This window comes from Erwinia sorbitola (assembly GCF_009738185.1).
Classification (GTDB): Bacteria; Pseudomonadota; Gammaproteobacteria; order Enterobacterales; family Enterobacteriaceae; genus Erwinia; species Erwinia sorbitola.
Genome location: NZ_CP046509.1, coordinates 1,986,611 through 2,011,781 on the forward strand (window position 1 = coordinate 1,986,611; position 25,171 = coordinate 2,011,781).

General features: G+C 52.4%; 22 protein-coding genes and 1 pseudogene. 9 read left to right on the plus strand and 14 right to left on the minus strand.

The window, feature by feature from the left end; translation table 11 throughout:
• Positions 1–483 precede the first annotated feature (483 nt).
• The 5 genes from GN242_RS08885 (at position 484) to astE (ending at position 6,601) form a co-directional block, all read left to right on the plus strand.
• Positions 484–1,704 (plus strand): bifunctional succinylornithine transaminase/acetylornithine transaminase, encoded by a 1,221-nt coding sequence (locus GN242_RS08885; protein ID WP_156287316.1) that lies wholly within the window; start codon positions 484–486, stop codon positions 1,702–1,704.
• A complete protein-coding gene (gene astA / locus GN242_RS08890; RefSeq protein WP_156287317.1) occupies positions 1,701–2,735 on the plus strand; it encodes an arginine N-succinyltransferase in 1,035 nt (344 codons plus the stop codon). The genes GN242_RS08885 and astA overlap by 4 nt, the downstream gene beginning before the upstream one ends.
• Entirely contained in the window at positions 2,732–4,201 is a 1,470-nt protein-coding gene (gene astD / locus GN242_RS08895) for a succinylglutamate-semialdehyde dehydrogenase (RefSeq protein ID WP_154751420.1), read from the plus strand. The genes astA and astD overlap by 4 nt, the downstream gene beginning before the upstream one ends.
• The gene (astB, locus tag GN242_RS08900) at positions 4,198–5,526 is read left to right on the plus strand and encodes an N-succinylarginine dihydrolase (RefSeq protein ID WP_154751419.1); all 1,329 of its coding nucleotides are present in this window, start codon (positions 4,198–4,200) and stop codon (positions 5,524–5,526) included. The genes astD and astB overlap by 4 nt, the downstream gene beginning before the upstream one ends.
• A gap of 73 nt (positions 5,527–5,599) precedes the next feature.
• Positions 5,600–6,601: a succinylglutamate desuccinylase gene (astE, locus tag GN242_RS08905; RefSeq protein WP_156287318.1), complete on the plus strand. Its 1,002-nt coding sequence runs from the start codon at positions 5,600–5,602 to the stop codon at positions 6,599–6,601.
• A gap of 38 nt (positions 6,602–6,639) precedes the next feature.
• Here the strand turns inward: astE and GN242_RS08910 are convergent, their stop codons facing one another.
• The 4 genes from GN242_RS08910 to GN242_RS08925 form a co-directional block, all read right to left on the minus strand.
• Entirely contained in the window at positions 6,640–8,763 is a 2,124-nt protein-coding gene (locus GN242_RS08910; protein ID WP_156287319.1) for a peptidase domain-containing ABC transporter, read from the minus strand.
• Positions 8,753–9,853: an HlyD family secretion protein gene (locus tag GN242_RS08915; protein WP_231617147.1), complete on the minus strand. Its 1,101-nt coding sequence runs from the start codon at positions 9,851–9,853 to the stop codon at positions 8,753–8,755. Before GN242_RS08915 ends, GN242_RS08910 begins: the two co-directional genes overlap by 11 nt.
• Before the next feature lie 282 nt (positions 9,854–10,135).
• Positions 10,136–10,387 (minus strand): hypothetical protein, encoded by a 252-nt coding sequence (locus GN242_RS08920; RefSeq protein ID WP_154751415.1) that lies wholly within the window; start codon positions 10,385–10,387, stop codon positions 10,136–10,138.
• A gap of 10 nt (positions 10,388–10,397) precedes the next feature.
• On the minus strand, positions 10,398–11,156 hold the full coding sequence (locus tag GN242_RS08925; RefSeq protein WP_156287320.1) for a hypothetical protein: 759 nt from the start codon (positions 11,154–11,156) through the stop codon (positions 10,398–10,400).
• Positions 11,157–11,714: 558 nt separating this feature from the next.
• Here GN242_RS08925 and spy point away from each other — a divergent pair.
• Positions 11,715–12,203, plus strand: a complete 489-nt coding sequence (gene spy, locus GN242_RS08930) for an ATP-independent periplasmic protein-refolding chaperone Spy (protein WP_156287321.1) — start codon at positions 11,715–11,717, stop codon at positions 12,201–12,203.
• Between the two features lie 78 nt (positions 12,204–12,281).
• On the opposite strand, the gene cho is transcribed toward spy, so the two are convergent.
• The 4 genes from cho to GN242_RS08950 form a co-directional block, all read right to left on the minus strand.
• On the minus strand, positions 12,282–13,157 hold the full coding sequence (cho, locus tag GN242_RS08935; protein ID WP_156287322.1) for an excinuclease Cho: 876 nt from the start codon (positions 13,155–13,157) through the stop codon (positions 12,282–12,284).
• Between the two features lie 84 nt (positions 13,158–13,241).
• The gene (nadE, locus tag GN242_RS08940) at positions 13,242–14,069 is read right to left on the minus strand and encodes an NAD(+) synthase (RefSeq protein ID WP_156287323.1); all 828 of its coding nucleotides are present in this window, start codon (positions 14,067–14,069) and stop codon (positions 13,242–13,244) included.
• A 123-nt stretch (positions 14,070–14,192) separates the two neighbouring features.
• Positions 14,193–15,383 carry a multidrug effflux MFS transporter gene (locus tag GN242_RS08945; RefSeq protein WP_154751411.1) on the minus strand — a complete coding sequence of 397 codons (1,191 nt, stop codon included), beginning with the start codon at positions 15,381–15,383 and terminating at the stop codon, positions 14,193–14,195.
• Positions 15,380–15,964: a TetR/AcrR family transcriptional regulator gene (locus tag GN242_RS08950; RefSeq protein WP_154751410.1), complete on the minus strand. Its 585-nt coding sequence runs from the start codon at positions 15,962–15,964 to the stop codon at positions 15,380–15,382. Before GN242_RS08950 ends, GN242_RS08945 begins: the two co-directional genes overlap by 4 nt.
• A gap of 197 nt (positions 15,965–16,161) precedes the next feature.
• Here GN242_RS08950 and osmE point away from each other — a divergent pair, with 197 nt between their 5' ends.
• Positions 16,162–16,497 carry an osmotically-inducible lipoprotein OsmE gene (gene osmE / locus GN242_RS08955; RefSeq protein ID WP_154751409.1) on the plus strand — a complete coding sequence of 112 codons (336 nt, stop codon included), beginning with the start codon at positions 16,162–16,164 and terminating at the stop codon, positions 16,495–16,497.
• 381 nt (positions 16,498–16,878) lie between these two features.
• Positions 16,879–17,118, plus strand: coding sequence for a hypothetical protein (locus GN242_RS08960; protein WP_154751408.1), 240 nt, complete (start codon positions 16,879–16,881; stop codon positions 17,116–17,118).
• 133 nt (positions 17,119–17,251) lie between these two features.
• On the opposite strand, the pseudogene katE reads toward GN242_RS08960, so the two are convergent.
• The 5 genes and pseudogenes from katE to hxpB form a co-directional block, all read right to left on the minus strand.
• Positions 17,252–19,378: pseudogene (gene katE / locus GN242_RS08965) on the minus strand (catalase HPII); the annotation flags it as partial.
• A gap of 150 nt (positions 19,379–19,528) precedes the next feature.
• Entirely contained in the window at positions 19,529–20,926 is a 1,398-nt protein-coding gene (locus tag GN242_RS08970; RefSeq protein ID WP_154751406.1) for an L-cystine transporter, read from the minus strand.
• Positions 20,927–21,101: 175 nt separating this feature from the next.
• The gene (locus tag GN242_RS08975) at positions 21,102–21,683 is read right to left on the minus strand and encodes a metal-dependent hydrolase (protein ID WP_154751405.1); all 582 of its coding nucleotides are present in this window, start codon (positions 21,681–21,683) and stop codon (positions 21,102–21,104) included.
• Between the two features lie 152 nt (positions 21,684–21,835).
• Positions 21,836–22,597, minus strand: coding sequence for a 2-dehydro-3-deoxy-D-gluconate 5-dehydrogenase KduD (gene kduD, locus GN242_RS08980; RefSeq protein WP_156287324.1), 762 nt, complete (start codon positions 22,595–22,597; stop codon positions 21,836–21,838).
• A 189-nt stretch (positions 22,598–22,786) separates the two neighbouring features.
• On the minus strand, positions 22,787–23,458 hold the full coding sequence (gene hxpB, locus GN242_RS08985; protein WP_154751403.1) for a hexitol phosphatase HxpB: 672 nt from the start codon (positions 23,456–23,458) through the stop codon (positions 22,787–22,789).
• 170 nt (positions 23,459–23,628) lie between these two features.
• On the opposite strand from hxpB, the gene GN242_RS08990 reads away from it, so the two are divergent.
• Complete coding sequence (locus GN242_RS08990; protein ID WP_154751402.1) at positions 23,629–24,168, plus strand: YniB family protein; 540 nt, start codon at positions 23,629–23,631, stop codon at positions 24,166–24,168.
• Positions 24,169–24,197: 29 nt separating this feature from the next.
• Here the strand turns inward: GN242_RS08990 and GN242_RS08995 are convergent, their stop codons facing one another.
• Entirely contained in the window at positions 24,198–25,091 is an 894-nt protein-coding gene (locus GN242_RS08995) for a fructosamine kinase family protein (protein ID WP_154751401.1), read from the minus strand.
• Positions 25,092–25,171: the final 80 nt, after the last annotated feature.

A 25,171-nucleotide genomic window follows, 5' to 3' on the forward strand; every position in this document is an offset into this window, starting at 1 on the left:
GGCAGTCGCTCCGGCCTGTGGAAGCTGGGTAACCTGTACCGCCGGGTCAGGCATGTCTGACCTCTACGCCTTCTTCTCCCTCCCCCCGCAGTGGGGCATGTCTTGTCCTGCTTTTGCACTCTTCTGGCGCTCCTTTCTGGTGCAAACGGTTCATTCCAGGGCGTTAACTGACTATTTTTAAAACCAAATTCCGGCTTCGATCACAAATCCGATATTTTATTTTACCACTGCATAATTCTGCTTTTTATTGTGCTGTAAAGGCGCGTTGTTCAGATTGTTATTCACTTTTTATGCATTAACAATGAATAGCGATCTTGTGTAACTTGTTGATATTTGGTGGTTGCCTTCGGTTTATGCATTTTTTTCGCTGGATGGCACGCCTCGTGCAATCTACATTAGAGCTGCAATGAATCATTTCATTAACATTATTTAAACTTTTAATTCACTCTGCCAAAGGCAGGGAACCTGTAAAACGAGGCCGCCATGCAACCGTCAGTTACCCGTGAAAACTTTGATCAATGGATTGTTCCCACCTATGCGCCAGCCAGCTTTGTACCGGTGAAGGCGGAAGGTTCGACGCTGTGGGATCAGGAAGGGAAGTCATATATCGACTTTGCCGGCGGTATCGCGGTTAATGCTCTCGGTCATGCACATCCCGATCTGCAACTCGCCTTACAGCAGCAGGCCGCACTGTTGTGGCATACCGGAAATGGCTACACCAATGAACCGATCCTGCGCCTGGCAAAACAGCTGGTTGATGCCACATTTGCGGACAGAGCATTCTTCTGTAACTCCGGCGCAGAAGCTAACGAAGCGGCGCTGAAGCTGGCACGTAAGGTGGCGATGGATAATGGTCATCAGCATAAAAACGAAATCGTGGCGTTTAAGAATGCATTTCACGGCCGTACGCTGTTTACCGTTTCAGCGGGCGGGCAGCCTGCCTATTCAAAAGATTTTGCCCCGTTGCCGCAGGGGATTCATCACGCGGTGTTTAACGACCTGACTTCTGCTGCGGCGTTAATTAATGACCAGACCTGTGCGGTAATTGTGGAGCCTGTTCAGGGCGAGGGCGGCGTGGTACCGGCTGAACCGGCTTTCCTGCGCGGGCTGCGTGAACTGTGCGATAAGCATGGCGCACTGTTGATCTTCGATGAAGTGCAGACTGGCGTAGGCCGCAGCGGTTCCCTGTATGCCTACATGCATTACGGCGTGACGCCGGATGTGCTGACCACTGCCAAAGCGCTGGGCGGTGGCTTCCCGATGGGGGCCATGCTGACGACCGAAACTCTGGCGGCACATCTTAATGTCGGCAGCCACGGTACTACCTACGGCGGTAATCCCCTGGCAGGTGCGGTGGGCGGCAAAGTGATGGAGCTGATTAACCGTCCGGAAGTGCTGGCGGGCGTGGCTGAACGCCATCAGTGGTTTGTTGAAGGGTTAAATGCCATCAATCAGCGGCTGCAACTGTTCAGTGAAATCCGTGGGCTGGGCCTGTTGATTGGCTGCGTGCTGAATCAGGACTTCAGCGGAAAGGCGAAGCAGATCAACCTGGCCGCAGCACAGGAAGGGCTGATGGTGTTAATCGCCGGCGCCAGCGTGGTGCGTTTTGCGCCTTCCCTGATTATCACCCGACAGGAAGTTGAGGAGGGGCTGCTGCGCTTTGAACGTGCCTGCCGCGCCGTCACTGAAGGGGCCAGCGTATGATGTATATTCGTCCCGTTGAACGAGACGATCTGGCGCAGTTAATGCACCTCGCCGGGAAAACCGGCGGGGGGCTGACCTCGCTTCCTGCTGACAGTGACACGCTGTCAGCGCGTATCGAACGTTCGCTTTTGACCTGGCAGGGTAAGCTGCCGCGTGCAGAACAGGGATACGTATTTGTACTGGCAGACAGTGAGAGCCAACAGGCAGTCGGCATCTGCGCTATCGAAGTGGCGGTCGGCCTGCAAGACCCTTGGTACAACTTCCGCGTTGGCACCCAGGTGCACGCCTCTAAAGAGTTAAACGTCTACAACATGCTGCCTACGCTGTCATTAAGCAATGACCATACCGGCAGCAGCGAGCTGTGTACGCTGTTTCTCGATCCTGAGTACCGCAACGGCAAAAATGGCTACCTGTTATCGAAATCACGCTTTCTGTTTATGGCCGGTTTTCGCCAGCACTTTATGCAGAAGGTCGTGGCAGAAATGCGCGGCGTGATTGATGAAGAGGGCCGTTCGCCCTTCTGGGACAGCGTGGGTAGCCGTTTCTTTTCAATGTCATTTTCCGATGCTGACTACCTGTGCGGCACCGGACAGAAGGCTTTTATTGCCGAACTGATGCCAAAGCATCCTCTGTATATCGACTATCTGTCGGATGAGGCAAAAGCGGTGATTGGTCAGGTGCATCCTCATACCGCTCCGGCGCGCGCTGTGCTGGAAGCCGAAGGTTTTCATTTCCAGAATTATGTCGATATTTTCGACGGCGGGCCGACGCTGGAGTGTGATATCGACCGGGTACGCGCCATCCGTAAAAGCCGCCTGATCGCCGTGACCATCAGTACCGAACAGGACGAGCAGCTGCCGCTGTGCCTGGTGGCGAATGAAAATTACCAGCAGTTCCGCGTGATGCTGCTGCCCGCCGATCCGCAGAGCGACACAATCCGTGTCACTGCTGCCCAGGCAGAAATTTTAGGCTGCCAGTCGGGTGATAACCTGCGGGTGGTGACACTTTGTCGTGAGGAGAAAAAAGCATGACGCACTCTATTAATGGTCAGTGGCTGACCGGCGGTGGCGATAATTTCAGTAAAACCGATCCGGTAGACGGTGAACTGTTATGGCAGGGTAAGGCCGCGACGGCCGCGCAGGTGACTTCAGCCTGTGAAGCAGCGCGCGCTGCGTTTCCTGCCTGGGCACGCCGCCCGTTCTCTGAGCGCCAGGCGATTGCGGAAAAATTTGCTGCGCTGCTGGAAAAAAACAGGGTTGAACTGAGCGAAACCATTGCGCGTGAAACCGGTAAGCCGCGCTGGGAAACCCTGACAGAAGTGCAGGCGATGATCAATAAAGTGGCGATTTCGCTGCGCGCCTGGCATGCCCGTACCGGGGAGCATGCGGAAGGTGAAAGCTCGCTGCGCCACCGCCCACACGGGGTGATGGCGGTGTTTGGGCCGTATAACTTCCCTGGACATTTGCCGAATGGTCATATTGTTCCGGCACTGCTGGCGGGTAACTCCGTGGTGTTTAAACCCAGCGAACTGACGCCGATGACCGCCGAGCTGACGGTAAAGCTGTGGTTAAGCGCCGGGCTGCCGGGTGGCGTGCTTAATCTGGTGCAGGGGGGGCGTGATACCGGGCAGGCGCTGGCGCAGGAACCCCAGGTGGATGGCGTGCTGTTTACCGGCAGCGCCGCGACGGGTTATCAGCTGCATCGTCAGCTTGCCGGGCAGCCGGAAAAAATGCTGGCACTGGAGATGGGCGGCAACAACCCGCTGATCGTTGAAGATCCCGATGATATTGATGCCGCTGTACATATCGCCATTCAGTCAGCCTTTATCAGTGCCGGGCAGCGCTGTACCTGTGCGCGCCGTCTGCTGGTAAAACGCGGTGCCGCCGGGGATGCTTTCCTTGAGCGTCTGGTGGCGGTGGCAGGCAAGATCCGTACCGGCCGCTGGAACGACGAACCGCAGCCGTTTATGGGCAGCGTAATTTCTGTTCAGGCGGCAGAGAAAATTTTCAGCGAGTGGCAGGCGCGTATCGATGCTGGCGGTAAAGTGCTGCTGGCAATGGAGTGGCCGCAGCGCGCCAGCGCGATTCTGACGCCGGGCATTATTGATGTAACCGGTCTGCAAAATCTTCCTGATGAAGAGGTATTTGGTCCGCTGCTGACGGTCATCCGCTATGACGATTTTGACCGAGCGATCCGTATTGCCAATAACACCCGTTATGGCCTGGCATGCGGGCTGATTTCACCGCAGCGCGAGAAATTCGAACGTCTGCTGATCGAGGCACGTGCCGGAATCGTTAACTGGAATAAGCCGCTGACCGGGGCCGCGAGTACGGCGCCATTTGGTGGTATTGGTGCATCAGGGAATCATCGTGCCAGCGCCTGGTATGCAGCCGATTATTGCGCATGGCCAATGGCATCGCTGGAGACGGCAGAATTGACGCTGCCTGCCAGCCTGTCACCGGGCCTCGATTTTAGTGCACAGGGAGAGACGCCATGAGCGCACGCGAAGTTAATTTTGACGGTTTACCCGGTCTGACTCACCATTACGCCGGCCTGTCATTTGGTAATGAAGCGTCAACGCGTTATCAGCATCAGGTTTCTAACCCAAAGCTGGCGGCACTGCAGGGTCTGATGAAGATGAAAGCGCTGGCGGATATGGGTTTTGCTCAGGGTGTTATCCCGCCTCATGAGCGGCCGAATATTGAGGCGCTGCGTCAGATTGGTTTTAGCGGCAGCGACGAGCAGGTGCTGGCACAGGCGGCGAAGCAGAACCCGGCGCTGCTCTCTGCCGCCAGTTCAGCGTCCGCAATGTGGGTGGCAAATGCTGCCACGGTATCACCGTCTGCCGACAGTGCTGACGGACGGGTGCACCTGACCGTGGCGAACCTGAACAATAAATTCCACCGCGCCATGGAGGCACCTACCACCGGGGCGCTGCTGCGGGCAATTTTTCGCGATCCACAGCATTTCAGCGTCCATGATGCACTGCCGCAGGTAGCGATGTTTGGGGATGAAGGGGCGGCAAACCATAACCGTTTCAGCCAAAACTACGGTGATGCCGGGGTACAGATGTTTGTTTATGGCCGGGCTGAACTGGGGGGGGGAGTGGCTCCGACCCGTTACCCGGCACGCCAGACGCGCGAAGCCAGCGAAGCGGTAAGCCGCCTGCATCAGCTTGATGCGGCACGAACGGTTTTCGCCCAGCAGAACCCGGCGGTTATCGACCAGGGCGTGTTTCACAACGATGTCATCGCGGTCAGTAATCAGCAGGCGCTGTTTTGCCATCAGCAGGCTTTCTTGCATCAGCCGCAGCTGCTGGCTGAACTGGCGGAGAAAGTGCCAGGCTTTATTCCCATCGAAGTGCCTGACGATCGTGTCAGCGTGGCGGATGCAGTGGCAACCTATCTGTTTAACAGTCAGCTGTTGAGCAAGGACGACGGCAAAATGCTGCTGGTGCTACCTGAAGAGGCGCGCCGTCATGCGGGGGTCTGGTCGTACCTGACGGAGCTGGCGGCCAGCGGTGGCGTCATAGATGAACTGAAAGTGTTCGATCTGCGTGAGAGTATGTGTAACGGCGGCGGGCCGGCCTGTCTGCGCCTGCGCGTGGTGCTGAACGAGCAGCAACAGGCGGCGGTTAACCCGTCAGTGATGATGAACGAGCGGTTATTTGCTACACTGAACGGCTGGGTGGAGCGCCACTATCGGGACAGGCTGTCACAGGCCGATCTCGCAGACCCTCATTTGCTGCGCGAAGGACGCGAAGCACTCGATGACCTGACTAAGCTGCTAAACTTGGGCAATGTTTACCGTTTTCAGCAGTAAAGCGATGATCGCAGGGCCGGAGGGTTTCTCCGGCCTGTCAGGGCTGAACGGCGATTGATTTAAAGGAGTATAGATGCAGGATTTCCTCACATTAACCCTCAACGGGCACAGCCCTGCGCAACCGGATGGCCGCAATGAGCATCTGAACTGGCGCTGGATTGACGTGGGCATTCTTGAGCTAACCCCGCATGAAACGGTGTCAATGGCGCTGGTAGTCTCGGCGGGTATCCATGGCAATGAAACGGCACCGGTTGAGATTCTTGAAGAGATTATCGGCCCACTTTTGCGCGGCGAAAAGCCGCTGCTAACCCGCCTGCTGGTAATCTACGGCAACCCGGCGGCGCTGCGCCAGAATAAACGCTATCTGCACGGCGATATGAATCGTATGTTTGGAGGCCGCTGGCAGCAGTATGAAGATTGCCCCGAAGCCCGTCGCGCCTGGCGTCTGGAGCAGGCGATGGAGAACTTCTGGCAGGCAGGCGAGTATGAAGAAGTGCGCTGGCATATTGATATGCATACCGCTATCCGCGATTCGTATCACACCCGTTTTGGCGTAATGCCGCTGCGTGAAACGCCCTGGCCGGAAACATTTATTGACTGGCTTGGCGCTGCCGGGCTGGAAGCGCTGGTGTTCCACCGTGCACCGGGTGGCACCTTTACACACTACAGCAGCCAGCATTTCCAGGCCGCAAGCTGTACGCTGGAGCTGGGTAAAGCTCTGCCGTTTGGTGACAACGATCTCAGCCAGTTTAGTGCTTCAGAGCAGGCACTGAAGGCGCTGATCAGCGGTGGAACGCTGCCTGAAGTCGCCGCGCCGCCGCGCCGTTATCGCGTGTCACAGCAGATTACCCGTCTTTCCGATCGCTTTGTGCTGCACATGAGCGCGGAGACCCTGAATTTTACCGCTTTCCCTCAGGGAGTGTTGCTGGCCGAGGATGGCGATAAGCGCTATTACGTGCAGCAGGCGCAGGAATTTGTGCTGTTTCCCAACCCGTCGGTTGCCACCGGACTGCGTGCCGGGCTGATGCTGGTGGAAGATACCGCCCATAACGAAGCTCTGGGCTCCTCGTTGTAGTAGCAGAATGCCTGCCGCCTTTTCTCTGCATGTTACGGTTATCCGTTTATTGCTGAGGACAACTTGCCGAGATAAACCACACGTTGTGCTGAGGCAATGGTTGAAGGGCGGTGAGCAATGATAATGCGGGTGATGGCAAGCGCAGCAATAGCGTGGTTGATGGCGGCTTCGTTTTCTTCATCCAAATGGCTGGTGGCTTCATCCATAAATAAAATACCCGGGCGGCGATAAAGGGCGCGGGCAATGAAAATTCTCTGGCGCTGGCCGCCGGACAGTCCTTCTCCCAACTCTCCGATCAGCGTCTCATACCCCATCGGTAAGGTCATGATGTCCTCATGGATATGGCTGACCCTGGCACAAGCCTGCATCCACTCTTCATCTTTCTCCGCGTTGAATCCGGTCAGATTATCGCGTAAAGATCCGGCGAACAGGCGGTCATCCTGTAAAATACAGGCGATAGACTGGCGGTAGTTATTTAATCCGATCGCACTGATATCATGCTCATTAACGCTGATATTCCCCTCTCCTGGGGGAGTCAGCCCGCACATGATTTTCATCAGGGTGCTTTTCCCACACCCCGATGGGCCGGTGATAGCAAGACTTTCTCCGGCTGCCACCTGAAGGTTAAATGCCGACAGGATCGGAGGGGATTGCGCATCGTAGCGAAAAGTCACACTGTTGACGCTTAATGAGAGTGCTGTACCCGGCGTAAAGAAGCGCTTATCGCTGATGCAGGGTTCAGGCTCTGAAAGGGCGATATCTGAGATGCGGTCATTATGCAGTGAAAGCATACGTAGCCTGAGCAGCATATCGGTAATGCCGAGCACGCGGTCGGTAAACAGTTCGCGGAACGTTGTGAAGGCTACAAATGCACCGATAGTCATGCTGTTTCCCATAATCGCGTGGATCCCCAGCCATAAAATCATCACGTTATCGCAGGCGCTGGTAAAGGTGCTGATGGTGTTGAAAATAATATCAAATCTGCGCTGGCTGATGCCTGCATTGGCAGCATTAATACGCAGTGTCAGCCAGTTGTTGCTGCGGTTGTTCACCAGCCCCTGAGCGCGCAGAGTAGCGATGCCGTACAGTGTTTCGGTAAAATGGGAGTCGGCGACGGCACTCTTGATAATCTGCTCCTCATTCAGCTGGCGATAACGGGCAAAAGTTGCCAGCCTCAGTGCTGCATATACGGCGGTAAAGGCGAGAACGATGGTCGTCAGATAGCCGCCGTAAGCAATCAGCAGGATCAGCGCACCCACGACCATAATGCTGTCAATGATGCTGCCGGTAATATCGTGAATAAAGCTGTTGCGTAACACGTCCAGAGAGTCAAAGCGCGACTGAATATCGCCGATCCTGCGTTTCTCGAACCACTCCAGCGGCAGACGCAGCATGTGCCTGATTAAGCCATCCTTCCACTGAATATCCGTTAACGTATCAACCACCATCAGTGACCAGGCACGCACCATGCTGAGTATCGCCTGTAAAAAGACCAGGCTGAACAGAGATAAGCAGACCAGCGAGAGCAGACTGTAATCCGCCGCCGGAATAACGTGATCCATCACCACCTGAGTGCCGACCGGCAGCAGCAGGCTGATAAATTCAATCATCAGTGAGAACAGGGTAATCTTGACTAACGCTTTACCAAAGCCCTGAATATTGCCAAAGAGCTGATAAAATTTAAGCCTGTGCGTTGAGCGTCCGGGCGTAAAGATTTTTGCTGGCCACATTTCCAGCGCCACACCGGTAAAGGCGTCGGAAAAGGTTTTGCGGCTGATGATGCGCTTTCCCGCTGCGGGATCGTGGATAACAAATTTATCACGCGTGATTTTGACCAACACCACAAAGTGGCTGAAATTCCAGTGGATAATGCAGGGCAGATTTAGCTGGGTGACCTCGTCTATCTCCAGCGACAGCGCCCGGCATGATAGCCCGATCTCTCCTGCTGCGGCCTGCAGCGTACCCAGCGTTGCTCCCCGGGACGAAACACCAAAACGCGCGCGCAGAGACAGAATATCGGTATGAAGTCCGTGCCAGCCCGCCATCATTGCCAGGCAGGCTAAGCCACATTCGGTGGCTTCCGTTTGCAGGATGACCGGTACGCGTCTGCGCCCGGAGAAGTTAAGCTGCTCCCGCAGAAAACTCAGTGTCTCACTTGCCATTGACCTGGCCTCCCGCACTCTCTCTGATTTGGTATAGCGGCGACAGTAGCCACTGATAAAGTTTACGTTCTTCGAGGAATAGCGTGCAGGTGGCTTTCATACCGTTCTCGGGCAATAGCTGCTGCCCCTGCCAGTGGAAGCCGGATATATCCGGGCGCACCAGAACTTTGTACCAGGTGTGCGGACTGCCGGGATCGGGCCGCGGGGCTGCCGGGTAGCTAGCCATCTCCTGCGCGGAGGCAGGCGTCAGCGATATTCCGCTGATAGTGCCCGGAAACTGGCCAAACTTCTCTGATGGGTAGGCATCGTAACGAATATTAATTTTTTCACCCTGGCGGAGCCAGGGGATTGCGCTATCCGGTACCCAGAGCACCAGCTCATAAGATGAAACATTCCCTGGAATAATCTGCAGTAAACTGTCCCCGCCACTTACCATTTGCCCATCCGTAACGCTGACAGAATCAACTCGTCCGGCGACCGGTGAGGTGACAATAACGGTATCTGCTGCATCAATATCAGTTAACTGGCGTTGTAGTTCATGTTTCTGAATACCTAATTTCAGAATTTCATTATCAAAATCCGTTGACTGGGTGCGTAAACTGCCCTCCAGCATCAGTATCTGCAAGGTATTCTGTTCGTTTTGCGCAGTGAGGGTCAGCAGATCGTTTTGCTGCTGATAATAGACCGTGCTCTGATTAGTGAGCTGATCGTTATTGATTAATCCCTTTTGACGATAATGTTGATAATTCTCCATATTGGTTTTCATTACGCCCAATCCTTTTTGCGCCTCTTTTATGATGATATTGGCATGATCCAGCGCTTGCTGATAATGGGCTTTTTGCCGCGAGAGGGCTTCCAGCGTCACGCGTTTATTCTCCAGAGTTCTGGCGATAATTTTATCTGTTGTCTGGATCTGGCTCTCAATATCCTGATGCTGCCGCTGACCAACCACACCGAAAGTGGTAGAGCGGCTGACGTTGATTGCATACAGCGGCTGGCCGGCAATCACACGCTCCCCCGCTGACACTTTACGCTGGATAATAAAACCCTGCTGGGAGGAGGAAATAGTAATGGTATGCGGGATAGACACTAATTCGCCGCTGACATTAATCCTGCGGCTGTAGCTGCCAAATAAAATTATGGTGATAAAACAGATAAAAAAAAGCAGGGTGAAGGAGGCGGTTAGCCACAGAGGTAAGCCTGATGTCAACAGGGCTTTCCCGATCCATGCATTATCGCGCTGATGTAAAGCTTCCTTCCTGTAGAGAGACATGATGTTCTGGCCGACTAAATTACAATACGATGACATGACAGGCGTCAGGGGGTGAGCATTAATAGGGCCTCCTTGCGGAGGCCTGTTAAGCAAGCGAAATTAGCGGTTTTTACCGCCGCCGCGCTGCGAACTGGAAGATTTTGAGCTGCCGCTTTTCCCTGTGCTGCCTTTTCCGCCTTTAGATGTAGCTGAATCCGGTACGTTTACACCACAGCCCCCATGGAGACTGTAAGAGGTTGTGCTGCCTCCTTTACCATTTTCTGTGTGGCTGTAGCTACCGCCAAATGAACAGCTGCCAATTGAAAAACCGCCAGCTACAACATTCATTTCCTGTGTGGAGAGTTCGCGCATATTATAATTCCTATCTACAATGGTTAGCGAAAATAACACCGTTTTTTTTCATTGACTGAAGCCATTTTTCCTGGCCTTCAGAATAAAAAATATTGTTCACACCAAATGCTTCCAGGTCTTCCTTAGAATATGAGAACCATTTTTCTGGAAACCGTTGGTGATAATTTCTAAGGAGCTGCGGGCAAAATCCTATTTTATATTCCACTCCAATGGTGCGATAAAAATCACTCTCCATTTTTTTTAAAGCCAGAAATTCTGGCGCTGAAAAAAACTGTTGTCTGGTGATTTTTTCATTCGTGTAGTCGATAGTGAATTCAGCTTTAGGGCTGTGTGCGCTACCGTGCCATAACAGGTAAGAGTCAGGATTTATTTTTTTCTTTATACCCGCTGGGAATATGTAATTAGCGCAGGCTGAAGCGCAGACACTGCGTATTTCAATGTTTATTTTTCTCTGGTGAATAGCAAGACCGATATTCATCGCTGGAGCAATAGAGCCGCCAATGCTATTAATCGATAAGGTTTTTATCTGATGAGCTATAAGTAACTTATTAACGGTGGCGTCAGCGTTATCATCAATTTTCCCGTCATAGTAAAGCGTGTCGCCTTTAACATAAACAACGGGCGGTTCCAGTAGCACGCGCTCATCCTTAATATCAATTGGATGCCATGCTGCACAGATAAATGGAATACCGCTCAAGAGAAGAGTGAGTAAAGAATATTTTGAAATCTGACAGAAGAGTGCCACATCAACCCTGATGTTATTCATCATTGAATTAATATCCTGTACTGACGCGAAAATAGAACCGTGTGAGAATCCATTTTTATGCTTAAGGCATCGAGCGGATTTAATCTAAAGGTAAACTTATGTCATCTCAAAGTAAACAAGTGAAACAAAATATTTCATTAAAATATTTTATTGTTATTTATCAGTATCTTGATGTCTATTGTTTTTTTGTGGCGAACTGTGTGGGCATCCTGGGTTACCTCCTGAATTTTAATACAGTTAATCAAAATTACCATTAGTTGCAACATATTGGTTCCCGTCTGATCACCTCCAGGAAAAGTGCAGGCCTCCTCACTTTACCCTTTCGATTCTTTTTCACCTGTATTACACTTCTCCATAATTCCTGCATAAATCACTTCGTAAACATATTTTATTTCAATTCCTTACCTGATCCTTCTTATTTTCTCCATGATTGGCGTCAAAATGTCTTTTATGCTTTCACGGCTTTACTTTGGCTCTGAGTACTTGACATTCAGCATCGTAGACTTGCTTTCGTCATCACGACAACTGAATTGCCACAGACTGAAATACAAGGAAAATATAATGCGTAAATTAACTTCTTTCGTTGTTGCCGCTACACTGGCCCTCGGCTCTGCTGGTATTGTTCATGCCGCAGCAGATACATTGACGCCATCTCCAGCGGGTGCTGAAAAACCAATGATGCATAAAGGCCTTCATCATGGTGGTATGCATAACATGTTTAACGAACTGAATCTGACTGACGCGCAGAAACAGCAAATGCGCACTATCCGCAAAGATGCGCATAAAGAGATGCAGCGTCCGTCGCTGGAAGAGCGTAAAGCTATGCACAGTATTATTGCTTCAGATACCTTTGACAGCGCTAAAGCAGAAGCGCAGGCCGCTAAAATGGCGGAAAACGGCAAAGCGCGTGCACTGCTGATGATGCAGACTCAGAACAAACTGTACAACGTGCTGACTCCAGAACAGAAGAAGCAGTTTAATCAGAATTTTGAGAAGCGTCTGACAGAAAAACCTCAGCATGAAGGTAAAATGCCTGCTGCGGACGATTAAAAGTCGCTGAATCAGATAGGAGACCGCCGACGTTGCCCATCTTGCCTGAAAGGCGGTGGTCAGCGTCGGCGGTTTTGTTTATGGCGTGGCGACGGGCAGGGGGATCACCGGCAGTTTGCCCGAGAGCAGCGGCCGGCAAAGGATTTTGTAGCCGTCGCTGTCAAATCCTGGCGGTGTGCTGCATAGCGTTACCGCATCTTCAAGTTCGCTGACTGACCCCAGATACAGCCAGTTATTAATCACATGTATCTGCTTCTGCATAACGCCTTCTTCAACTACCGCCACTGCACCAGGCCACGGCCAGCACTGAAGCTGCACAGCCTCCAGGGCCGTCAGCAACCGCTGCTGATGATCTTCTACAGGCTCCTGACCGCAGCAGGCCCCGGCACAGCGGCGCAGGCCAAAGCGAAAGCAGGCTCGTCCCTTGCTGAGTGGCTCAAGGCCCAGCAATCCATAACAGAGGCGCTGTTCATCGGCAATTTTTTCCAGCGTGGCCAGTGCAGCGCGGCGATGAGCGTACAAACCGAACAGATTGGGCGTATGGGAGAAGTCGACTTCTTTGGCATACACGACTTCGGGCCGGTTGTTGCGGATCAGCAGCGAGCAAAGCTGACGATTTTTGCGCAGGCGTTTATTGAATAGCGGCTGTTGTAGTTTGATCATCTGCGCTTCCAGCAGCAGGGCACCCATCTCTCCGGCGGTAGGAATAAAGCTGATACGCCGCGCCTGGTAGAGCATTTTTGCTTCAGCGGGAGTGCGCAGATGAGACAGCACCCGGCTGCGGATATTGACGCTTTTGCCAATATAGAGCGGCAGAGTTTCACTCTCACCGTGAAAGATATAGACACCGGGAAGGTTAGGCAGGCTGGCAAGCCATGGTCGTAGCTGTTCAGGATACTGATAGATCGCCTCAGCCTCGAATTCCAGGCGATGGCTGGCTGCTTTTCTTGTCACTCACACCTCCGTTTACTGGTCAGGCATACAGTATAGCAGGAGATGTGCAGGGACGAAGCACCAGTTGCGCTTCGCCCCCTGAGTTTACTTTTTCCAGAAATCGTCGAAAACAGTGATCGGTGGACGACGTTTATGCTCGGTTTTCAGATACCAGTTTTCAATGGTTTTCGCCGCATCAGCATCAATGCTTTCACCCTGTAAATAGCGATCAATCATTTCATAGGTCACACCCAGCGCCACTTCATCCTGAAGGCCGGGACGATCGTCTTCAAGATCCGCCGTTGGCTGCTTGAGATAGAGATGCTCCGGGCATCCCAGCGCTTTCAGTAGCTGTTTCCCCTGGCCCTTATTCAGACGGAACAGCGGATTGATATCGGTTCCACCATCGCCGTATTTGGTGAAAAATCCGGTGACAGCTTCGGCCGCATGATCGGTGCCCACCACCACGCCAGAGGTCATGCCAGCGATACTGTACTGAGCTTTCATTCGCTCACGCGCTTTCTCGTTACCACGGATAAAGTCAGACAGGGTGATACCTGCATCACGCAGCGCCTGCTCGCTGGCCTGTACGGCAGCCTTGATATTAACAGTCAGCACGCGGTCGGGCTGGATAAAGGTAATTGCATCCTGGCAATCCTGCTCATCAGCCTGCACGCCGTGCGGCAGACGAACGGCAATAAACTGGTAACTGTTATCACCGCTTTCTTCGCGCAGTTCGTTGATGGCGGTCTGGCATAGTTTACCGGCCAGCGTAGAGTCCTGCCCGCCGCTGATCCCCAGCACCAGTGTTTTCAGAAACGGATAGGTTTTCAGGTATGACTTAAGAAACTCGACGCTGGTGCGTACTTCTTCACGGGGATCGATCGTGGGTTTTACGCCCAGTGCTTTGATAATTTCCTGTTGCAAAGTCATTAAACTCTCCTCAGATTCAGCGCCGACTCACGGCGGCCGGATGCGTGTATTGTCAGTTAAAACTAACGCGACGGGCGCGAAACAACAATAACTCCATCGTTATTCGCGCCATACGCTGATAAATCAGGCGTTTTTCGGTTTTAATGCCAGCACGTTAAACATCACTATTGCCAGCATATAGCAACCAAAAATGGTCGCAGTCATGGTAAGCAAAGAGGTACCACCGATGCCGGTAACCGGAACGCTGATGCCGCCCAGGGTGAACATCGTTACGCCTATTACCGCAGAGGCGCTGCCAGCCCGGTGACCCTGACTCTGCATTGCCAGCGATGATGCGGTAACGGAAATCACCCCGTTACTGGCTACGCTGAAGAACAGCGCCACCAGAACCAGCGGCAGGGCAGCCCCGGTTAACCCGGCCAGCAGCAGGCTGCCCGAAGAGATAAAGGCCAGCGTCAGACCACCTTTTAATACCCGGTATTCGCCCCATAGCGGGCTGAGGCGGGCACTAACCTGTGATGCAATAATCAGGCCGATACCGTTGGCGGCGAAACATAAACTGAATGTTTGCGGCGAAAGCTGATAGACCTGTTGCAAAACAAAAGGGGACGCGCCGATATAAGCAAACATGCCGGCCATCATAAAGCCCTGCGTCAGGCAGAAGCCCATAAACGGACGATGAGTTATTACCTGCCCCAGGGCAGCCCATGCTGAAAAAATACTGCCCTGGCTGCGCCGCTCCGGCACCAGCGTTTCATGCAGCTTAACTCGTGCGAGGATCAACAGCAGCAGCGCGATGACAGCGATAACCATAAACAACCCTCGCCAGTCGAGGAAAGCCATCAATGCTCCACCCATCACCGGTGCGGCAATCGGTGCCAGCCCGTTTACCAGCATCAGCAGAGCAAAAAAGCGGGTGAGTTCATGACCACTGTACATATCCCGTGCAATAGCACGTGACAGTACCGCTCCACCGGCACCGGACAGCCCCTCAAACAGGCGCGCCAGCAGCAGCTGATTGATATCCTGCGCCATGGCGCAGCCTATGGAAGCAACCAACAGCAGCACCAGTGACAGCAGCAGGGGGCGGATGCGGCCATACTTATCGCTCAGAGGGCCAAAAAATAGCTGGCCAAGGCCGAGGCCGAGCAGCCCGGCAGTGAGACTAAGCTGGGCCGTGGCCGTTGGGGTGTTGAGATCTGCTGCCAGCTCCGGCAGGGCAGGCAGATAGAGATCGATGCAGAGCGGGCCAAGGGCTGCCAGCAACCCGAGTGTGATAGCGTAACCCAGGCGTTTGTTTTGTACAGGTGTCATGATTCCTCTGTTTTAAAAAGCAGGTCGTTTATGTGTTGATACAACGTGTAGAGACGCTCCGGTGACGCTTTCTGCGGAGTCAACCGGCGATAGGAGGTGCCATCGACCAGTACGGCGATGATTTCAACGCTGGCATGAATACGTTCAGCGCTGAATCCGGGATGCATTCGGGAAGCTTTTTCGCAGGCGTGTCTGAACATGCGCTCATCAGCATCGGCCATCATTTTGGCTATGCGGGGATTGCGGGTGGCCTCCGCAGCCACCTCCATCATCAACGCTTCGTCATCGCTATTCTGCATCTGACGCCACGCCAGCAGTTCACAGAGGTGAACATTGCTGCTGGTGGCGAGCATTTCATGCACGCGTGAATCGACAATTCGCTTCACAATTTCTTCGATGATGGCGTCTTTATTTGTAAAGTATCGATAAATCTGCCCGACGCTTAACTGCGCCTCGCTGGCGAGCTGCGCCATACTGGCTGCGTGAAAACCGTGCTGACGAAAACAGCGTCTGGCGGCGACAATAATTTCGTCCTGGCGCAGCCTGTGGCGGGCATCGCGGGCTGTTCTCTGGATACTCATCGGGACTCCGCGTTAGCAAATGAAACCTGCAAGCGCGGATTGCACAAGCCAGGATTTGGGTGTGAATGTTCATTCTCAGTCAAGGGATTATAAGCGTCAAAGGCATAAAGTGATAATAATTTGACGCCATAAAGTTGATAAATCTGCATTTCTATTCCAGGCTTATCGATACATGGATAATAAAAGAGGAAGAAAACATGCGTAAATTGACGGGATTGATTGGTGCTGCGGTGGCTCTGGCTGTGTTATCTGGTTGTACAGCTTATGACCGTGTCGAAAGCTATGCGACTAAGCCAGTCGTTCAGGATGTGAAAAAAGGGATGACCCGCCAGCAGGTTCGTGACATCGCCGGACCACCATCAACCGAAATTACCATGGTACATGCACGCGGTACCTGCCAGACCTATGTTCTGGGAGAGCGTGACGGTAAACAACAGACTTACTTTGTCAGTTATTCTGATACCGGTCGTGTAATGAATTACGGTTTCCAGAGCTGCAAAGAGTACGATACCGATCCGCAGGCTAATCAATAATCCATTGCGGTTCGATAATAAACGGTCACCTTACGGTGGCCTTTTTTATATTCATTTTTTATTAATTCAGCTGATTATTTGTTAATATTTTGTAATACTGTGCATCCTCGCATAAATTCCTCCTATTTTTTACGATAATTGAATTTATTGGTCGTAATATATTTAAATTGATTTTTAACAAAACCTCTTTATATTTAACTCATTCAATAATATCAATGAGTTAAATAAATAATTATTTTATTCCACCTGATTTATTTGATGTTAACAGGCGGCGAACACTAATTATGGACGGTTCACTATGTCCTGTTTAGTGAAATTCGATTTTAATGTTCATGGGCACCGGGTAGTGCCCCAGTGGTTAATTTAACTAAGGAGTTTTAGATGAAAGAATTATCAATTTCCCAGGTAGAAAAAGTAAGCGGTGGTTTTAACTTTGGTTCATTCTTAAGTGCCATCGGACTTAAAGGAACGGGTAAACTGGTCAATGCAATTGAAACAGAAATTTACGACGCTACTTTTGGCAAAATCCCAGTCGTAGGGCCGGCTTTTAAAGATATTTGTACCGACTTTTTCGGTCAGGGTTTCTCACCTTCACAGTCAAATAATAAGCCCGCTGAATAATCAGTAGTCTTGCTATGAAACTGTTGTAAGAAAGAGAGGATCATTGACATGATCCTCTCTTTTACCGCCAGGGAACTTTACTTATCTTACTTACGGATGAGAAAGTCTCCCTGATATCTGCTTTAGCGCAGTATTAAGCCGGAACGCTTAACGCTTTCTGGCTACGTGACCAGATGCGGTGCGCCGCCATCGCTGTCAGAAACTCGCTCATCAATACGCCATCTGCCTTAGCCTCGGTGATGATACCTTCCTCCTGCTCATCGTCAGCCAGACCAAACTGTGCGGCAAAGCGCCGTGCGTTACCGCTCAGACCGATCACTTTTAGATGCTTATACGCTTCCAGCAGGAAATAGCAGGCATCGCCGCGCAGCAGCAGCGCATCAGTATTACCATCCGGCACAATAACCGCGTCGAAGGTCAGCGATGGCATGGCGCTAAAGGTTGCATCAACGGGCAGCGACGAACCATCGCTGGCTTTAACCTTGCCCATATGTGGTGCCAGCAGTCTGGCGTGGACGCCGTGATTTTTCAGCTCCTGTAGAATAGCCAGAGTGTCAGCAGCGTCGACACCATCGCTGATCAGCAGTGCTACTTTCCTTCCCTTGATGTTGCCACTTGGAACGGCATAGAGACTCAGGCTGGCATCTTTTTTCAGGCCGTTGATATCTTTTGGCGGGGCGGTCTGCAGCTGCTCTTCGGAGAGCGTCAGGCCCAGATTCTCCGCCACGCTGTTGGCCAGCGAAATATCGATATGGGTCAGCTGATCGAGCACGCGCGCGCGAATTTCTTCGCGTTCTACTTTGCTTAATTCAAAGGAGAAGGCATCAACAATATGCTGCTGTTCTACCGGCGTCTGGCTTAACCAGAAAAGGCGCGGCTGGGAGTAGTGCTCGGCGAACGACGGGCTGCGCTCACGAACTTTATGTCCTTCGATGCGCTCCTGGTAGCTTTCAAACCCACCGTGACGTGCAGCAGGGGGCGTTTCACGCGGCCAGTTATCATTGATTGAGTTAGGTTCATAATTGGCCGGATTGGTATCGATATCCATCCGGTGCATTCCCTGCCGCTGGAAGTTGTGATACGGGCACACCGGGCGGTTGATGGGGATTTCGTGGAAGTTAGGGCCGCCCAGACGGCTGATTTGCGTATCGGTGTAGGAGAACAGACGCCCCTGCAACAACGGATCGTTGGTGAAGTCCATGCCCGGAACAATGTGGCCAGGGTGGAAAGCGACCTGTTCGGTTTCAGCAAAGAAATTATCCGGGTTGCGGTTAAGTACCATTTTGCCAATCAGCTCAACCGGAACCAGCTCTTCAGGGATCAGTTTGGTTGCATCCAGCAGATCAAAATCAAAGGCGAACTCATCGCTCTCTTCTATCAGCTGTACACCCAGTTCATATTCCGGAAAATCCCCGGCGGCAATCGCTTCCCACAGATCGCGACGATGGAAATCCGGGTCACGGCCATTTAGTTTCTGTGACTCATCCCACAGCAGTGAGGCTTTACCCGCCACAGGTTTCCAGTGAAAACGAACAAAGGTAGCTTTACCCTCAGCGTTAATAAAGCGGAAAGTGTGAATACCAAAACCTTCCATCGTGCGATAGCTGCGCGGAATACCGCGATCTGACATCGCCCAGATGACGTTGTGCAAGGTTTCAGGTTGCAGTGAAATGTAATCCCAAAAGCTGTCATGAGCGCTGGCACCCTGAGGCATCTCATTGCCTGGCTCTGGCTTTACCGCATGAACGAAGTCCGGGAACTTGTGTGCGTCCTGAATAAAGAACACAGGGGTGTTATTCCCTACTAAATCGAATACCCCCTCTTCGGTATAGAATTTAGTGGCAAAACCACGGATATCACGCACGGTATCGGCGGAACCTGCGCCGCCCTGAACCGTTGAGAAACGGACAAATACCGGAGTAACAGTATCCGGGGATGCCAGAAAACCGGCTTTGGTCACGTGGCTCATATCACGATAAGGCTGAAAATAACCATGTGCCGCTGAACCGCGGGCATGCACAACGCGTTCTGGGATACGTTCGTGATCAAAATGGGTGATTTTTTCGCGCAGAATAAAGTCTTCGAGCAGGGTCGGGCCTCGGGTGCCTGCACGTAACGAGTTCTGATCGTCCGCAATACGAGTGCCCTGATTGGTGGTCAGCGGCTGCTCTTTGCCGCCCTTACGAAAGTATTCAAGAGCATCTACTTTGCTATTAGCAGGTGCTGAAGAGTGGCCTTGCTTCGGGCCTTCGGATTTTTTTGACATAATTCACTGCTCCAGTAACGGGCTTTAAGACACCAGTAACTATAGAACAGTGAGCAATATACGCCTGTAAAAAGCAGGGATAAGTCAAATCAGCAGAGTAAGTGAGGGAAACGAGCCGACAGACAGCCGGCTCGTGAGGGCTAATTAATGGTGTGCCAGTTTGGCTTCGTTATCCGCATCAGTGTTCATAATCGCCTTATCCGTCTGTTTCAGCCACTGGCTGGTCAGCGTACCGGCGGTCATTGAACCATTGACGTTAAGCGCGGTACGGCCCATATCGATCAGCGGTTCGATGGAGATAAGCAGAGCCACCAGGGTGACGGGTAAACCCATTGCCGGCAACACAATCAGTGCAGCAAAGGTTGCCCCCCCGCCAACGCCGGCAACACCCGCAGAGCTGAGGGTAACAATTCCGATCAGCGTGGCGATCCACATTGGTTCAAACGGGTTGATTCCGACAGTAGGTGCAACCATTACCGCCAGCATGGTCGGATAAAGGCCGGCACAGCCGTTCTGCCCAATGGTGGCACCAAAAGAGGCAGCAAAGCTGGCGATGGATTCCGGAATACCCAGACGACGAGTCTGTGCTTCCACGCTCAGAGGGATGCTGGCAGCGCTGGAGCGGCTGGTAAAGGCAAAGGTAATAACCGGCCATACTTTTCGGAAGAAACGCAGCGGATTAACACCGTTTACCGACAGCAGCAGCGCGTGTACAGCAAACATGATCGCCAGACCCAGGTAAGAGGCCAGCACAAAACTACCCAGCTTAATAATGTCGCTAAGGTTAGAGGTAGCAACAACTTTGGTCATCAGCGCCAGAACGCCATACGGCGTCAGTCGCATAATCAGGCGCACCAGCTTCATCACCCAGGCTTGCAGGGTATCAATCGCTTTCAGTACACGCTGACCTTTTTCAACGTCATCCTTCAGCAGCTGTAAAGCGGCCACACCCAGGAAGGCAGCAAAGATAACCACGCTGATGATCGACGTTGGGTTAGCCCCGGTCAGATCGGCAAACGGATTTTTCGGTACAAAAGAGAGCAGCAGCTGTGGTGCGCTGAGATCGGCGACTTTACTCACATAGTTGCTCTGAATGGCAGCCAGACGGGCTGTCTCCTGTGCACCCTGAACCAAACCACTGGCGTTAAGGCCAAACAGCCAGGTGACAAATACCCCAACCGCTGCCGCTATCGCGGTGGTGAACAGCAGCACACCAATGGTCAGCAGACTGATTTTACCCAGCGACGAAGCATTATGCAGGCGTGCCACCGCGCTGAGGATAGAGGCGAAGACCAGCGGCATTACAATCATCTGTAACAGCTGTACATAGCCATTGCCGACAAGGTTAAACCAGCTGACAGATTCGTTGATTACCGGGCTGTTTTCCCCGTAGATAGCGTGCAGGGCCAGACCAAACAGCACCCCGACCACCAATCCAAACAGCACTTTCTTCGACAGGCTCCAACCCGTGCGGCCGGTTTTCGCGACCAGCAGCAGCAGGGCGACAAAGGCCACAAGGTTAATAATTAGTGGAAAGTTCATTCCCATTTCTCCAAAAAAATACAGGCTATCTATATGTAGCCATACTGGCGACAGTTAATGGCTGTCGCACATTACGTAAATCAGTGGCGGAATGGTATCAGCTAGTTTTAGTGCAGCCTTATATCCAAACGGAATTATTTATAATCTTTTGTGATTATCTGTCTGTTTATTCATCTTATTGTTTTTTAATTAAGCGTTCGATGTGATTTTGCGCACTATTGACTACCTGGCTTGTCCATTCTGATGCACCAAAGGGAAGCGCTCCTGCCGGGAACCAGAGGGCATAGATCACCAGGCCTGTACACAAAACGCGCTCCAGCTGGTTGCCTTTTTGGCTTCTGAGCAGCGGCAGGCGAAAACGCCAGCGGCAGGGCCACAGTAAAGGTACGCCAGCGGGTGTGAGCATATCTGCCACGATATGGCTGAGGTAGCCGAGTACCATCCCCTGAAAAGCATCTGCCGGGATCAGCCAGCCCGCAGGCAATTTTAGCTGCAACAGGGCTACGCCACCGGCCACCGCCAGCAGACTATGGGTAAACCCCCGGTGACCAAAGGCACGGGCGATCGGCTGCGACAACCATCTCAGACGCTGACCGAGAAACGACTTTGGATGGTCGATATCCGGTAACAGGCAGGTGAGGAGCGTCGCAGGAATAATATGCCACCAGTCTGCGCTGGCCAGTACCGGGGTCAGTTCGGCACGTTTGGCAAAAATCGCACTGGCGATGGCAAAAATAAGATGGCCTTCGGCCGTCATGTGAATACCTGGCTACATTACTGTCAATGTATCCAGTATAGGGAATATATACAGTGGAATAAATATGTGACGTTGTAACGAAACATAAATATTTTTGTCACTATGCTGCGGCGAACGAATCGGGAGGGCAGATTCTGCTCACCGCATCGACGCTAACGCGCCAGCCATCCGCCGTCGACCGCCAGCGTAAATCCGTTGATGTAGTCTGAGGCAGCAGAGGCAAGAAACACCACCGGCCCCATCATATCTTCGCCACTGCCCCAGCGTCCGGCGGGGATGCGCTCCAGAATCTGTTGATTCCGTTCTTCATCATCCCGCAGCTGCTCGGTGTTGTTAGTGGCCATATAACCAGGCGCGATGGCGTTAACATTGATCCCGTACTGTGCCCATTCATTTGCCATGAGACGCGTCAGGCCCATTACTGCGCTTTTTGATGCGGTATAAGAAGGTACCCTGATCCCTCCCTGATAAGAGAGCATAGAGGCAATATTGATAATCTTACCGCCTTGCCCCTGCTGAACGAACTGTCTGGCGACCGCCTGAGAGAGGAAAAACAGCGTTTTACTGTTAACGTTCATCACATCATCCCAGTCACGTTCGCTGAATTCGAGGGCATCAGCGCGACGAATAATCCCGGCATTGTTCACCAAAATATCCAGCTGAGGAGAAGCATCCAGTGCCTGTGCCATCACCGCGTCGAGAGAGTGGCTGTCAGCCAGATCTGCTGTAATGCTGATAAATCGCCGCCCGGTAGCTGTGACTTTCTGCGCAGTTTCGCTGGCAACAGAACGGTTAACACCAATGATATCGCAGCCTGCCTGGGCCAGCCCCAGCGCCATTCCCTGACCAAGACCGGTATTGCAGCCGGTAACCATGGCGACTTTACCTTCCAGATTAAATGCATTCAGGATCATCGTGACTTCCTTATAGATAAGATGGCACACGCCATAATGGGAGGAAAAACAGGGATGCGTGCGCCGATAAACGGAGCATAGGCAGAAGAGAAGATGATTACAACAAAAATGAAACGATGTTTTATTTATTTTAACGACAAGGTGAAAATATGAAAAACCAGGCGGTAGGGGTTACCGCCTGATGCTGAGTTAGCGACCGTGCAGATGTTGTGCTGTCAGCTCTTCAAGGCTGGCAAGCTTCACGTCGGCCAGCGACCAGCGCAGATCCGCTGCATGGGCAGCATCCGGCACAACGACAGAACGCATGCGTGCTGCTTTGGTGGCAATCATTCCGTTGAAGGAGTCTTCCAGCGTGACGCAGTTCAGAGGATCAATCCCCAGTCGTGCGGCCGCATCGAGATAAACCTGCGGATGAGGCTTGCTGTAGGGCAGTGATTCCGCCGAAGCCAGCACTTCGAAGTAGTCACGCAGGTTGAACATCTCCAGCACCCGCTCCAGCATAAACAGCGGCGAAGCAGAGGCGAGGCCGATCTTTAACCCTTCTGACTGACATAGCTGTAATGCCTGTTCAACGCCTGGCAGCAGGGGGCGGGTTTCTTCAACCAGGCTTAAGGCCCGCGCAATAACCCGTTGGGTAACTTCTGTCTGGGAAGGCCCCTTCCACGGCAGGGTTTCGTACCACATACGTACCACCTGATCGATGCGTAACCCGAGTGCATCCGGCAGTTCGCTGCGGCGGCTCAGGTCGACATCAAGGGTGGTGAAAACATCCAGTTCGGCTTGTTGCCACAGGGGTTCTGAATCAATCAGCAGGCCGTCCATATCAAAAATGGCGGCGAGTACGGGGCGGTGGTAAGACATTCTACGGCTCCATTTGACAGTTTATGGCAGCTTATCATGAAGAGTTGATGAAAAAATTATCATCGTGGCAGCATACATGCGGAAAGGCGTCATTAAGTCCGTATTTTGCAGGCACTTTTAAGCGACTACAGGTAGACTTACAGCCAGACATCAGATGGACAGGAGTAAGCATGACGTATCAACAGGCTGGCAGGGTTGCGGTTTTAAAGCGTATCGCGGGCTGGATTATTTTTATTCCCGCGCTGTTATCAACGCTGATTTCACTACTGGGTTTTCTGGAAAAAAGTCGGGAGCAGCGTGAGGGTATCAATGCGGTGATGCAGGATTTCGCCCATGTAATGATCGACATGGTTCGTTTTAATACCGGTTTCCTCTCTGGTTTTTGGCATAATTCTCCAGTGCCAGATTTTAACCACGGCTCAAATATCCTTTTCTGGATCATCTACGTGCTGATTTTTGTCGGTTTAGCCTTACAGGCTTCCGGTGCACGTATGTGGCGTCAGACCCGCTTCCTGCGTGAGAATATTGAAGATCAGATGATCCTTGAGAAGGCACGCGGAGCTGAAGGCCACAGCCGGGAACAGCTGGAAGAAAAAATCGTGGTGCCACGGCACACTATCTTCCTGCAAATATTCCCGCTCTATATCCTGCCGGTGATCGTCGCCGTTGCCGGTTACTTCGTGCTTAAGCTGGCCGGATTTATCTACTAGTCTGCGTTAACCCACGTGCGCGCAGCCTGTCAGGCTGGACGCGCGTGGTGCTTCCCCGGTTCATCATTATCCAGTAATGCACATACTGCACGCTGCGCTTCTCCCAGCCAGTCCCCGCCAAAAACATTGGCCCGATTGAGTAAATAATAGAGCTGATAGATTGGCTGACGTTGCAGGTAGTCACCAGGGAGCGGCCAGACAGACTGGTAACCGTCGTAAATCTGTAAAGGAACCTCCGGGAACCAGGGCAGCATAGCCAGATCGCACTCGCGATCGCCCCAGTAACAGGCCGGGTCAAATATCCACGGCCCGTTGTCACCTCCGGCACAGTTAGCCGGCCACAGGTCACCGTGCAGCAGTGATGGCTCAGGATGGTGAGTTTCCAGTATCTTCTGCACGCAGCGGATGATTAATTCGCTGTCGCCATACTGGATGCCTTTCTCCTCAGCCAGCTGGAGCTGCCAGCCGATTCGTTGTTCGGAAAAAAACACTGACCAGCGGCGCAGCCAGCTGTTCGGCTGCGGCGTAGTCGTGATGTTATTGTCAAAGTCCAGGCCAAACTGTGGCTGCTCGCTCCAGCGATGAAGATGCGCCAGCTGTTGACCCAGCAGAAAGGCCCCATGTTCATCAAGCTTCCTGACTGGAATATATTCCAGCAGTAAAAAACTGGTATCACGATCGTTACCGACGCCATATACGGCAGGAACGCGCACGGTCTGACTGCGCGCCAAAAGTTCTAACTGGTCGGCTTCCCAGCGGAACATATCCTGCATCTCGCGCTGGTTACATTTAACAAAAACTTCATGCTCACCATAGCGCAGGTGCCAGGCTGGATGGACATCACCACCGGGCAGTTCCCTGCGTTCGGTAATCTCTGCCGGCCCCAGCTGCTCACTCAACAGACGACTAATGGCTGACCACATAGGACGCTCCTCTTTTTCGCTGTGACTTCATGCCATGTTAACGCTTAAAGAATAATCAAAAAATGCGTTAGCGCACGTTA